Source organism: Deltaproteobacteria bacterium (genome assembly GCA_020845895.1).
GTDB lineage: Bacteria > Lernaellota > Lernaellaia > JACKCT01 > JACKCT01 > JADLEX01.
Genome location: JADLEX010000057.1, coordinates 1 through 12498, shown reverse-complemented (window position 1 = coordinate 12498; position 12498 = coordinate 1). Strand labels below are relative to the sequence as shown.

The following is a 12498-nucleotide window of genomic DNA, read 5'->3' as shown; positions in this document are numbered from 1 at the left end:
TCGGGTTAAGATCACGCGGTCCTCTATCACGGGAGCGGGCGCGTTGCATAGGCCGCACGGCGCGGCTCTTCTCATGAAGAGCGCTCACGTCCTGATCGGTTTTCTGATCGTGCTCCTGTACGCGCGCACCGTGCCGGGCGGGTTCGTGTACGACGACGAATTCACTGTGCGCGACAACCCCGCGATCCGTCGACTCGCGAACTGGCCGTACTTTTTCACCGAGCCCGCCACCGCCGTCGCCCATCCGCTTCAGCAGAACATGGTGTATCGGCCGCTCGCCACGACGTTTTTCGCGCTCGAATACGCGGCCTTCGGCGTGGATCGGCCCGGGCGGTGGCACCTCGTGTCGATCGGCCTGTTCCTGCTCGTCATCGGATCGATGTCGAGCTTTTCGCGCCGGCTTCTAAAACGCGACGATCTCATCCTGGTCGCCGTCGCATTCGCGGCGTTTCACCCGCTCATGTCCGAGACGGTCTCGTGGGTCAGCGCCCAACCGACGCTGCTGTGCGCGCTGTGCCTGTTGCTCGGCCTCGCGGCCTACGACCTCGGGACCGGCGTGCCAGGCGGCGTGCGGCGGTGGTGGTTCGCGGGTTCCGCGCTGCTGCTCGCGGCGTCGATGTTTTTCAAGGAAGTCGGCGTCGTCGCGCCGTTGGTGGTCGCCGCGCACCGGGTCGACGGAGCATCGCCGCGCTACCGTTACGCGGTCATCGGCGCAGTCGGCGCGGTTGCCGTCGCATACGTCGCGATCCGGACCGCGCTCACCGGCGCCGTCGCGCAAAGCGCGCTCTACGGAGACGGCTTCGCAAAGCATCTGGCCGCCGTCGCGTCGATTGTTCCGCGCTATCTCGTGCGTGCGGCACTTCCCGTGCATCTGCGCGTCTTCGACGACTGGCCCGACCCCGGCGTGCTCAACACGCTCGTCGGTGCGGCGTTTCTCATCGGTGTGCCGATCGCCGCGTGGCGGATGCGCGCGTCGCGGCCATCGCTGTCGTTCGCGCTCGCGTTCGCGTGGCTGACGTATTTGCCGTCATCGAACCTGATCCCAACGGGCATGCCGTCGGCGGAGCGCTATTTTTTCCTGCCGATGATCGGCCTGTGCTGGGCTTTCGCGATCGTCGCAGAACCGCTGTTGCGTGAGCGATCCGTCAACGTCGCCGCGCCGGTGATCGTTGCGATCGGATGCCTCTTCGCCGGGCTCACCTTCGCGCGCACGCACATCTGGAGTTCACCCGAACGGTTCTGGGAGAATGCTGTTCGAGAGCAACCGCGCCTCGCGCTCGGTCACTATCAGTTGGGACTCTACTACAGCGCCGACGCCGATCTGACGCGCGCCGAGGAGCATTATCGCCGCGCCCTCGATGTCGATCCCGACCACGCCGGAGCGCTCAACAACCTCGGCACCACGCTCGCGCGCGCGGAGCGTTATGACGAGGCGGCGGAGATCTTCACCCGGATTCTGTCCGTGGATCCCGCGAACGACCCCGTGATCGAAAACCTCGTGCGTGTGAGAATGCAGCAGGGACGATTCGAAGAGGCGGCGGCGATTGTCGCCGACGCGCTGCGCGAGCGCCCGAGCGAGCGGCTCAAGCGCCTCGCGCGCGGTTTGCTCGATGCATCGATTGCGCCGGGGACGCGCGAGGAACTGAGCCGTCTCGCGTCGTGACGCAATCGTCCCTCATTCTTTCGCCAGTACCGCCGTCTTTTCCATCCGCTCGTTCGCGGCGGCGATCGACTCCTTGAGGCGCGGCATCAGCGCGACGGGCAGGGTGGTCGCCGACTGGATCTTCTGTTTCGCGGGATTGATGTGCCGCCCGCCCGAGAGAAGTTCGAAGTGAAGATGCGGGCCGGTGGATCGTCCCGTACTGCCGACGCGGCCGATCACCTGTCTCTGGCCGACGCGCTGGCCGCTTCGCACGTTGATGGCCGACAAGTGCGCGTACCGTGAACGCAGTCCGCCCGGGTGGCTGATCTCGATGAGTTTGCCGTATCCGCCGGCGTTTCCCGCGCGGTTCACCGTGCCGTCCGCCACCGCCCAGACCCGCGTACCCGTGGGCGCGCCGTAATCGACTCCGGTGTGCATCCGACGTTCGCGCAGCGTGGGGTGAAAACGCACCCCGTAGCGGCTCGTCACGCGCAGCACATCGAGCGGCGCGCGCAGGAAAAACTTCTTCAGTTTCACTCCCTTATCGTTGTAGTAGCCTTCGATTTCGCGGTTCTCGTGATCGAACCAATAGCCGCGCACGGTGCCCGTCACCTGTCCGACGTACTCCGCGGCGTGGATGCGCCCGTAATCGACGACGCGGCCCTTGCACGTGATGCGGTCCATCAGGATTCGATAGGTGTCGCCTTCGCGAAGCTCTTCGGCGAAGTCGATATCGTATTCGAACACGCGCACCACGTTGCCCGCGAGCTGGGGCTGCTCGCCGCCGTCGATGATGGACTGATAGAAGGAGGACTTGATGGTGCCGGTGAAGACAACAGTCTGCGTCTCGGTGGGCAGCTTGATCGTTTCGCCGATCAGGCGGCCCGCGTCGTCGCGATCGAGCCGAATCGTCGTGAGTTGATCGATGGCCATCGCGAAGCGGACGACGCGGCCCCCGGCGTCGATCCGCGCGCCAAACGGTTCTCCGGGCTTGCGCCGCGTGAAGTCGAGTTTCGCCGCGGCGAGGGCGGCCATGACCTCGGATGTCGCCGACTCGCCGAGCCCCGCGGTACGCAGGGCGTCGGCGAGGGTGGCGTCCTTGCGCATCCGGCCGCGCAGCACCGACGTGCGCACGGCGTTCGGTGCCACGACATCGAGATGTGAATTCACACGGTCGTGGTGGTGCTCGAACCACTTCCACTGCGCGCCCGCGGCCACCGCGCCGATCGCGACGAGGATCGCGCAGCGAACGATGACGGCGAATCCGCGACGCTCGAACAACCAGCTCAACACGCACTCCCGTGACGATCGTTTCGAATTTAGCGGGCGCCTTGGCACGGCGCAACCGACCAGCGAACGCATGATGGCCCCGCGCCGCGATTTCGGCTATGAACGCGGCGGGAATTTCGCGAGGGAGAACGTCCGGAATGAGCATCGTAATTTTCGGCGCGGGAGCGATGGGGAGTTTGCTCGCGTCGCTGATCGCCAAAGCGGGCGAGGATGTCGTTCTCGTCGAGCGCGACCGGCGCGCGCGACGCGCGATCGAGGCGCATGGCCTGCGTTACGACGGCACCGGCGGCGAGCAGCGCATCCCCGTTCCGATTCAGGAGATCGCGGCCGACGGCGACGCGGACCTCGCTCTGGTGTGCGTTCGGGTCGCGGACACCGACTCGATCGCGGCCGATCTTTCGCACGCGCTGGGCACCGCGGGCGTGGCCGTGTGTTTCCAGAACGGCATCGGCCGGGTCGAACCGCTGACGAATGCGCTCGGTGGCGGTCGCGTGTTCACCGCGTGGACCAACATGAGCGCGACGCTCGTGGAGGCGGGCCACGTGCTGCACACAAGTTGGGGCGATTCGCGAATCGCGCCGTGCACCGCGGAGCACGGCGAAGCCGCCGCGAACGTCGCCGCGCGACTCACACGGCTCGGACTGAAGACGCACGCCGAGGCCGATTGTACGCGACTCGTCTGGACGCGCACGGTGATTCAGTCGGGATGGCAGGCAATCGCGATGATCGCGCAGATTCCAAATGAACGCATCATGGCCTTGGACGAAACGCGGGCGTTGATGAAGGCTGCCGTCGCCGAGGCGCTCGCCGTGACTCGGGCCGCGGGGATCGAGCTGCTCGTCGCGCATCCGGCAGCGGAGGTGGAACGGATTCTGGAACTGACCGCCGGGCACATGTGCCCGATGCTTCAGGATTTGTATCGCAACCGGCCGATCGAGGTCGACTCGATCAACGGAGCGATCGTGGACCTCGCGCGCGTTCACGGCGTCGATGCGCCGATTCACGAGACACTGGTGCGTCTCGCGAAGACGGTCGCACACGCGCGGCGCGATGCGTGACGGTGGGGCTACTTCAACAGATCGAAGACCTTTTTGTGGTCCTCGGTCTTGGCTTCCTGAAGGATTTCGTAGAAGAACATTTCGGACGACGCGATGATCGCGCCCTCGTCGCGCGCTCGGTCGAGGCCGAGCCGGTGATTTTCCACGGTTCGGCTGCCGACGGCGTCCGAGAGGATCATCACGTCCCAGTTGCCCGACGCGAGCGCGGTGATCGCGGTCTGGAGGACGCAGATATGGGTCTCGATACCGAGCAGCACGAGCGTCGACGCCTCTGTGCCTTCGAGCGCCTCCATGAAGGCGGGTTCGCCCAGACAGGAGAACGCGGTTTTGGGAATCGGCGTATAGTTCGCGCCAAGGGTCTGCTGCAACTCCGGCAACGTCACCCCGAGGCCCTTCGGGTACTGCTCCGTGACGAATGTCTGCAGGCCGATGCGCTGGCAGAACTCGATGACCTTCTTCGAATTTTCCAGCACCCGTTCCTTCTCGTGGATGAATCCGAAGAGCTTCTCCTGAATATCCACCACCACCACCGCGACGTCTTCGCGAGGAACGAGACCCTCGAGTTCGAGCATGCGTTTTCCCTCTCCCATGTGATGCGATGGAGTTTAGCAAAGGGGCGGATCTTGTCCAGTTGCGACACAACGTCGTCTGTGGAATTCGCGTGAATCGTGACGCCTTCCACGCCCTGCTCGAACGCGTGCGCGCATGCCGGCACTGCGCGGACGTCTTGCCGCTCGGCCCGCGGCCCGTGCTGCGCGCGTCGCTCTCGGCGCGGATTCTCATCGTCGGGCAGGCGCCGGGGACGCGCGTTCATGAAACCGGCCTGCCGTGGAACGATCCCAGCGGCGACCGCTTGCGTGCGTGGATGGGCCTGGACCGCGAGACGTTTTACGACGAGTCGTGCATCGCGATCGTGCCGATGGGGCTTTGCTATCCGGGGTGCGGCAAGAGCGGCGATCTGCCGCCGCGCACCGAGTGCCGCGTTCTGTGGTTCGACGACCTGCTCGGCGCGATGGGGCGTATCGAGTTCACGATTCTTTGCGGCGCCTACGCCCAGGCGTATCACCTCGGAAATCGAGCCCGCGCGACGTTGACCGAAACCGTCGCCGCTTGGCGCGATCACTGGCCGCGTTACCTGCCGACACCGCATCCGTCGCCGCGCAACATCGGCTGGTTTCGGGCGAATCCGTGGTTCGAAGCCGACGTCGTCCCTGCGCTGCGCGAACGCGTCGCGGATCTTCTTGGGAGTGAGGACGCGCGATGAACGTGTACGTCGATGCCGACGGATGCCCAGTGAAGAATGAAATCTACCGAGCTTCGGAAAAGTACGGCGCGGTCGTGTTCGTGGTGTGCAACCGCTACATGAACGTGCCGTCCGATCCGCGCATTCGCCTCGTCGTGGTCGAGGCGGGTCCCGACATCGCGGACGACTGGATCGCCGAGCGAGCAGAGGCGGGGGACCTCGTCGTCACATCGGACATCCCGCTCGCGGACCGATGCCTGAAGCGCGGCGCGCGCGTGCTCGACGTACGCGGTCGCGAGTTCACGCCCGATTCCATCGGCGGGCAGATGGCGACACGCAGCCTGATGGAACAGCTTCGCATGATGGGCGAGATGGGCGGCGGCCCTCCGCCGGTCGAGAAGAAAGACCGCTCGAAGTTCCTCGAAAAATTTCATCAGGTCATGCAGGCGCTCGCCCGCGCGACCGGCTGACGCATCATTCGTCCATGACAAACAACAAGCCCATCTCCTGGGCCAGCCATTTCGCGCCCTGTTCGATACGACCGTAGAGCGTCGTGTGGTCAACGCCCTTGACGATCTCCACGTCGGCCTGACCGCCGAGTTCGTGGATGCGATCGTGAAGACGTGTCGCCTTTTTCGGATCGAATGCGACGTCCTTTTCGCCCGCCAGCAGCAGGTAATGCGTGAACCCGGGATCGACGGACTCGGACATGCCGACGCCACCGCCGATCGCCGCGCATGCCGCGAAACGCCCCGGATTTTTCATCGCCATGTGCATGGCCATCGACGCCCCCGCGCTGTAACCCGCGATCGCCGACTGCGCTCCGATGGTTTTGTTTTCGCGACTCACCATATCGAGCAGCGTGTGCAGAAACGCGTCGTCGGTTCCCGCTTCCCAGGTGCTCACCGTTTTGCCGTTGCGCTCCTTCGGCGGCGCTTGCGGCGCGAGGATGTAGGCGCGATTCATTTCGCGCTGCACGCTCCACAAGTGCGCCATCGAGCGGGCGTCGCCGTCGTATCCGTGCAGCACCAGGAGCAGCGGCGCGGGTTTGCCCGGGTCCTTCGGCTTCACGAGCACGTAGGACCAATCGGCCCGTCCCGACATGGTTTGCAGGACCGGCAGATCGCTTTCCACCGGCGCAATGATCGCGCACGCGGCGAACCCGATCGCGCACGAGACGAACACGCACAAAAAAACCGCGGCGCACATCGCTCGCGTCATTCGCGACCCCGCATTTCGATTGCGAGAATTCTATCGGATTTTTCGTTTTTCGCGAACCATGCCCTCCAGATCTTCCCGTTGGCGGCCGGCTGCGCGTATTCGGTCACGCGGTCCAGCGGCACGAAGCGCCGGTGTTCGCCGCCGGGCGTGGGAGCTGACGATCGCACCACAAAGGGATGCAGCGTGACGTCGAAGCTCGTGTACGCGTGACGCACCACGGGCAATGTTTCGGTCGCTCGCACCGTGCGACCGATCTCCTCGGCGAACTCGCGGACAACCGCCTCCGCCGGGCTCTCGCCCGGCTCGACCTTGCCGCCGGGCAGTTCCCACAGGCCCGCGAAGAGGCCGCCTTCGGGTCGTCGCTGCAAGAAAACGGAGTCGCCGCGAATCCACAGCCCGACGGCGACGTTCACCGACTTTCGAACGGCGTTCGCTTTTTTCGGCAGGCGGTCGGCATCCCCCGCGGCATGTGACGCGCAATCTTCGCGCAAAGGGCAGGGCGGGCAGTCGGGACTGCGCGGGCGGCAAAGGGCTGTCGCGAGATCCATCAGCGCCTGAAGGCTGTCGTACGGCCGCGCGGGGTCGATCAGATCGATGCCGCGCTCGCGGATTTCGCGGTCGATCGAGAGAGTGCTGAGCAACGCGTCGATGCGAAAAACGCGAAAAAGCACGCGGCGCACAAGGGCGTCGACGGCGACGACGCGCTCCTTGTTCACGAGACACGCGAGCGCCGCGGCGGTGTAGGGCCCGACACCGGGCAGCGCGCGCCACTCGGCCTCGCTCGCGGGAAACGCGCCGCCCCCGCCCAACCACACGATGCGCGCGGATCGGTGCAGATTCACCGCGCGGCTGTAGTAGCCCATGCCTTCCCACGCCTTCATCACGGCGTCGGGAGGCGCTTCGGCCAGATCGCGCAGCGTGGGGAAGCGACGCACGAATTCGCGGTAGCGATTTCGCACCGCATCCACGGTCGTCTGCTGGAGCATGATTTCACTGACCCAGATGCGATACGGGTCGCGCTCGCCGCGCCAGGGCAGATCCCGCGCGTGGCGGTCATACCACGCGAGCAGCCGCCGGGCGGATTTCATCCGCCGGGTCAACCGCCGTTCGGCTGATCGAGGCGAAACGCGCGGTGCAGTACGCGCACGGCCTCGTCGGCGTCGTTCAGATTAATGACGCACGTGACCTTGATTTCGCTCGTCGAGACCATCTGGATGTTGATGCCCGCCCCCGAGAGCGCCTGAAAGAGTGTGGACGCCACGCCGGAATGCGTGCGCATGCCGAGGCCCACGATGGAGATCTTGGCGATCTCGGCATCGGAATCGACGGCGAGCGCGCCGAGGTCGCCCGCGACTTTTTGGCAGATCGCCATCGCCTGTTGGGCGTCGGCGCGCGGCACCGTGAAGGTCAGATCGGTGAAGCCGTCCGTGCTGGCGTTCTGAATGATGAGATCCACGTTGATGCCCGCGTCGGAGATCGGCGAAAAAATCGCCGCCGCCACGCCGGGCCGATCGGGCACGCCGATCAGGCGCACCTTCGTCGCATTTTTCTCGCACGTGATCCCGCGGACGACGACCTGTTCCATCACTTCCTCCGACGGCACGATCAGCGTGCCCGGATTGTCGTTAAAACTGCTGCGCACGCACGTTTTCACCTTGTACTTCGACGCGAACAGCACGCTGCGGTGGTGCAGCACCTTTGCGCCCAGCGACGCCATTTCGAGCATTTCCTCGTCGCTGATTTCGTCGAGCTTGCGCGCCTCGGGGCAGATGTTGGGGTCGGTCGTGTACACACCGTCCACATCGGTGAGGATCTCGCACAGATCGGCCTTGATCGCCGCGGCGATGGCGACCGCGGTCGTGTCCGATCCGCCGCGCCCGAGCGTCGTCAGGTTGCCCTTTTCGTCGATGCCCTGAAAACCCGCGACCACGGCGATGCAGCCTTCGTCGAGCGCGCGGATGAGTTCCGACGTGTCGATATCGAGGATCTTCGCGTTCGAAAACATCGAGTCGGTCGTGATGCGGATTTGATGTCCGAGAAAACTGCGCGAGCGCGGCCCGAGCTTTTCGATCGCCATTGCGAGCAGCGCCACGCTGACCTGTTCGCCCGTGTTGAGCAGCACGTCGAGTTCGCGGCGCGGCGGGGGATCAACGATCGCCTTCGCGAGATTGATGAGCCGGTCCGTTTCGCCCGACATGGCGGAGACCGTCACCACGACCTTGTTGCCCCGGTTGTAGAGATCGACGACGCGCCGAGCCACGTTGCCGATGCGCTCCAGCGTGCCGACGCTGGTGCCGCCGTATTTCTGGACGATGACGCTCATCCGTTCTTATCCGATCCTTTCGGGCGTGAAGCCCGCGAGCTGCCGTTCGATTTCATCCTCGCGCTCGGCGGGAGCGGCGAAAAGTAAAACGCGCGCGTCGCCGTCCCCGATCGCGAAGTCCACGCGGATCGCGCCCGGCGGCATCACGTCCGCGAAGCGATCCGCCCACTCCACCGCGCACACGCCGGCGTCCGGTCCTCGCGCGTCGAGGTATTCCTCGATGCCGACGGTCGAAAGGTCGACGTGCGTGCGCATTCGATACAGGTCCATGTGGTGCAAGGTCAAGCGTCCCGCGTGCTCGGCGATCATCGTAAATGTCGGGCTCGCGACCTCGTCCGGGTCGATGCCGAGTCCCCGCGCGAGCCCCTGCACGAAGCGCGTCTTGCCGCTGCCCAGCTCGCCCGCGAGCGCGAAGACGTCGCCGGGCCGCGCCGCCTCGCCGAGCCGCCGGCCGATCTCGCGCGTCATGTCTTCGGAAACGGAGCGCACGCGCACGGGGCTCATGAGGACTTGCCGTTACCCTCGGGAGGGACGGGCGTCTTCGCATCGTCCTCGCCGTCCGCGCCCTGCTCGTCGTGCAGGTCTTCGAGCTCCATGATCGCTTCGGGCAGCGACATCAGGATGTCGCTCGCGATCATCCCCCGCTCGCCGACGTGCTCGTTGGCGATATCCCCCGCGAGCCCGTGCAGATACACGCCCAGCAGCGTGCAGTCGGGCACGTTTTTGTGCTGCGCGATGAGCCCCGCGATCACGCCCGTGAGCACGTCGCCCGCGCCCGCCGTCGCCATCCCGGGATTGCCGGTGACGTTGATCCACGTGTCGCCGCTCGGCGTAGCCACCACGCTGCGCGCGCCCTTGAGCACCACCGTCACGCCGTGTTTTTGCGCGAACGACGCCGCGACGCCCAGACGATCGGCAATTACCGCCGCCGTGTCGCGCCCGATCAGCCGCGCCATCTCGCCCGGATGCAGGGTGATGACGACGTCGGTGGGGCAGCGCTTCAGCACGCTCGTGTCGGTGGCGATGTTGTTGAGCGCGTCGGCGTCGATCACCACCGGCACGGCGAGTTTGGGAAGGAGCTTCGCGATGAACCGCGCGGCCTCGGGCGACTGGCCCATGCCGGGCCCGAGGGCGAGCACGGTCTTGCCCTCCAGCAGCGCGAGCACCTTCTCGATCGCGTCATCGGCCACGGTGCCCGACGCGCCCTGCGCCAGCGCGTAGGTCATCACCTCCAGCAACTTCGCTTCCATCGCCAGCGCCAGATCACCCGGCACGGCGAGCGACGCCAGCCCGGCGCCCGTGCGCAGCGCCGCGAGCGCCGACATGGCCGGCGCGCCGGTCAGCCCCGGGCTTCCGCCCACCACCAGCACGTGGCCGAAGCTGCCCTTGTGTGCGTCGTCGGGGCGCGCAGCGAACATCGACAGGAAGGGAAACGGCTCGATCACGTTCGCCGTCAGCCCGAAATCGTGCGGTGCGTAACCGGGCAGCGAGATGTCGATGACGATCACCTCGCCGCAGTGCAAGTAGCCGGGGTGCGTGTACTGGCCGATCTTGGCGATGCCGAAGGTACACGTGATCTCGGCGAAAACCGCCACGCCCCACAGCCGCCCGCTGTCCGAATCGAGCCCCGAGGGCATGTCCACCGCGACGACCTTCGCGCCCGACGCGTTGATCGCATCGATCGCGCGCCGGTGCGTGCCGGCCACCTCGCGGTCGAGGCCGGTGCCGAAGATCGCGTCCACCACCACACCCGCGCCGTCGATCTCGGCTTCCATCAATTCGGCGTCGTCGTCGTTCACGACCTCCGTGACCGGCACGTCGAGCTTTTCGAGAATCTCGAAATTCGTCTTCGCGTCGCCCTTGATCTGCGCCGCGCGCCCGAGCACGAAGACCTCGACGGGAAATCCGTTGTTCCACAGGTGCCGCGCGATGACGAAACCGTCGCCGCCGTTGTTGCCCGTGCCGCACACCACGCACACGCCCGTGTCGGCTTCGGCCTCGTACCGCTCCATCAGCACGCGGGCGCAACCGGCCCCGGCATTCTCCATGAGAACGATGCCGGGAATTCCGACTTCTTCGATCGCGTGGCGATCGATCTCGCGCATCTGGCTCGCGGTTGCGAGTTTCAAGCGTTCACTCCGTCTTTGCATTCGGCGACCACCAGCGCCGTCGCCCATCCCTCATGCACGCATACGTCGATGTGCCATTTCGTCACGCCCATCGAGTCTGCCGTTTCCCGCGCGCGACCGGCGAGATCCACCGACCATCGCCCGCCCGCGCTCCGCGCACGCACATCATGCAACGGCCACGCGAAGAGCCCTTGCCCCAGCGCCTTGGCCGTCGCTTCCTTCAGCGCGAAGGCGCACGCGGCGTCCGTCGCGGAATCGGCACGTTCGTTTGCGTGCAGCAAGCGGGCGACGAACCGCGCGCGTCGGACTGACCAGATCGCTTCGACGCGCTCGATCTTGACGAGATCGATCCCAATGCCGACGACGCTCAAGCCAGCGCTTCGCCTTGGCGAATCGCCTCGATCATCTCGCGCACCGCGCGCTCCATGCCCACCAGCACCGCCCGCGCGACGATCGCGTGGCCGATGTTCAGTTCTTTCACCGCGGGGATCGCCGCGATCGGGCCGACGTTCTTGTAGTCGAGCGCGTGCCCGGCCGCGACCGTTATCCGCAGCTTGTCGGCCAGGCGGATCGCGTCGAGCGCGTTGTTGTATTCGCGCTTGCGCGTCGCACTGTCCGGCGCGTCGCAGTAGCGCGTCGTGTTGATCTCGATCATCCGCACGCCCGCCTCGTGCGCGGCTTTGATCTGGTCGAGGTCCGGGTCGATGAAGACGCTTACGCGGATGTCGCGCTCGCCCAAGAGCCGCAGCGCCCCCGCGATGGCGTCGCGGTTGTGCGTCACCGACAGGCCGCCCTCGGTGGTTTTTTCCTCGGGCCGCTCGGGCACCAGCGTCACCATCTGCGGGCCGATCTCCATCGCGATGCCGAGCATCTCTTCCGCGGTGCACATCTCGATGTTGAGCTTGGTCTTCACCGTCTGGGCCAGCAAACGCAGGTCGCGCTCGCGGATGTGCCGCCGGTCCATGCGGATGTGGCAGGTGATGCCGTCCGCGCCGGCGAATTCCGCCAGCGCCGCCGCCGCGACCGGGTCCGGGCTCTTGACGCCGCGCGCCTCGCGCACCGTGGCCACGTGATCGATATTCACATTCAGTTCGGTCATGGTCATGCCCCCGTCGCTCGCCGCGCCCGCCGCTGATTGCGACGCCGCGCGGCCCGCCCCCCGAAAAGCGGCGACAATCTGGCGCGCGCGCGCGGAGGTTGTCAAGGTTGGAGGGGCGTAAAAGAAGGCACAGGGGGCGCCGAAAACGGTTCGGGCGACTTTGCCGGCCCTCTGGACCGTCTCGCGAGTTGCGGCTATTCTTCCTTGAGGAAGCCGATGAGCCGCAAATCCCAATTCACTCCGAACAAGCCCAAATTCGGCGGTCAAGCCCAGCGCGACGCCATGGTGCGACGCTCCGAAACACTCTACGAGATCCAGTCGTCGCGCGCTGGATCTGCGGCCATCGCGGTCAACGTCTGGGCGCAACCGAAGCCGGCGACTCAATACAGCGCGGACAGGGCTTTCTGTCGTGCGTCCGACGCGGGACTCAATCTCGTTTTCGTCCAGCTCGATCCGATCACTGATACTCCCATCACCGCAGTCAAAGTGTGCT

At 65.9% G+C, this 12498-nt stretch carries 14 protein-coding genes; 5 read left to right on the top strand and 9 right to left on the bottom strand.

The genetic code is table 11. The annotated features are described in order from the left end of the window. The first annotated feature begins 43 nt into the window (after nt 1–43). Nucleotides 44–1663, top strand: a complete 1620-nt coding sequence (locus IT350_07700) for a tetratricopeptide repeat protein (GenBank protein ID MCC6157922.1) — start codon at nt 44–46, stop codon at nt 1661–1663. Between the two features lie 12 nt (nt 1664–1675). On the opposite strand, the gene IT350_07695 is transcribed toward IT350_07700, so the two are convergent. Then, the gene (locus IT350_07695; GenBank protein MCC6157921.1) at nt 1676–2932 is read right to left on the bottom strand and encodes a M23 family metallopeptidase; all 1257 of its coding nucleotides are present in this window, start codon (nt 2930–2932) and stop codon (nt 1676–1678) included. A 137-nt stretch (nt 2933–3069) separates the two neighbouring features. On the opposite strand from IT350_07695, the gene IT350_07690 reads away from it, so the two are divergent. Next, nucleotides 3070–3990, top strand: a complete 921-nt coding sequence (locus IT350_07690) for a ketopantoate reductase family protein (GenBank protein ID MCC6157920.1) — start codon at nt 3070–3072, stop codon at nt 3988–3990. A gap of 8 nt (nt 3991–3998) precedes the next feature. Here the strand turns inward: IT350_07690 and IT350_07685 are convergent, their stop codons facing one another. After that, nucleotides 3999–4562, bottom strand: coding sequence for an isochorismatase family protein (locus IT350_07685; protein MCC6157919.1), 564 nt, complete (start codon nt 4560–4562; stop codon nt 3999–4001). Between the two features lie 26 nt (nt 4563–4588). On the opposite strand from IT350_07685, the gene IT350_07680 reads away from it, so the two are divergent. Beyond that, a complete protein-coding gene (locus IT350_07680; GenBank protein ID MCC6157918.1) occupies nt 4589–5254 on the top strand; it encodes a uracil-DNA glycosylase family protein in 666 nt (221 codons plus the stop codon). Further along, nucleotides 5251–5703 carry a YaiI/YqxD family protein gene (locus IT350_07675; protein MCC6157917.1) on the top strand — a complete coding sequence of 151 codons (453 nt, stop codon included), beginning with the start codon at nt 5251–5253 and terminating at the stop codon, nt 5701–5703. Before IT350_07680 ends, IT350_07675 begins: the two co-directional genes overlap by 4 nt. A 4-nt stretch (nt 5704–5707) precedes the next feature. On the opposite strand, the gene IT350_07670 is transcribed toward IT350_07675, so the two are convergent. From IT350_07670 to IT350_07640, 7 genes are read right to left on the bottom strand one after another with little or no spacing between them, the layout of a single operon-like run. Then, nucleotides 5708–6454, bottom strand: coding sequence for a dienelactone hydrolase family protein (locus IT350_07670; protein ID MCC6157916.1), 747 nt, complete (start codon nt 6452–6454; stop codon nt 5708–5710). Then, nucleotides 6451–7542 (bottom strand): A/G-specific adenine glycosylase, encoded by a 1092-nt coding sequence (locus IT350_07665; protein ID MCC6157915.1) that lies wholly within the window; start codon nt 7540–7542, stop codon nt 6451–6453. Before IT350_07665 ends, IT350_07670 begins: the two co-directional genes overlap by 4 nt. Before the next feature lie 8 nt (nt 7543–7550). Further along, the gene (locus IT350_07660) at nt 7551–8777 is read right to left on the bottom strand and encodes an aspartate kinase (GenBank protein ID MCC6157914.1); all 1227 of its coding nucleotides are present in this window, start codon (nt 8775–8777) and stop codon (nt 7551–7553) included. A gap of 6 nt (nt 8778–8783) precedes the next feature. Next, nucleotides 8784–9281, bottom strand: a complete 498-nt coding sequence (gene tsaE, locus IT350_07655; GenBank protein ID MCC6157913.1) for a tRNA (adenosine(37)-N6)-threonylcarbamoyltransferase complex ATPase subunit type 1 TsaE — start codon at nt 9279–9281, stop codon at nt 8784–8786. Next, nucleotides 9278–10906, bottom strand: a complete 1629-nt coding sequence (locus IT350_07650) for an NAD(P)H-hydrate dehydratase (GenBank protein ID MCC6157912.1) — start codon at nt 10904–10906, stop codon at nt 9278–9280. Before IT350_07650 ends, tsaE begins: the two co-directional genes overlap by 4 nt. Beyond that, complete coding sequence (locus tag IT350_07645) at nt 10903–11277, bottom strand: 4'-phosphopantetheinyl transferase superfamily protein (GenBank protein MCC6157911.1); 375 nt, start codon at nt 11275–11277, stop codon at nt 10903–10905. The genes IT350_07650 and IT350_07645 overlap by 4 nt, the downstream gene beginning before the upstream one ends. Next, a complete protein-coding gene (locus IT350_07640) occupies nt 11274–12005 on the bottom strand; it encodes a pyridoxine 5'-phosphate synthase (protein ID MCC6157910.1) in 732 nt (243 codons plus the stop codon). The genes IT350_07645 and IT350_07640 overlap by 4 nt, the downstream gene beginning before the upstream one ends. 216 nt (nt 12006–12221) lie before the next feature. Between IT350_07640 and IT350_07635 the strand changes: the two genes are divergently transcribed. After that, on the top strand, nt 12222–12498 hold a 277-nt coding region (locus tag IT350_07635), incomplete at its 3' end, for a hypothetical protein (protein MCC6157909.1).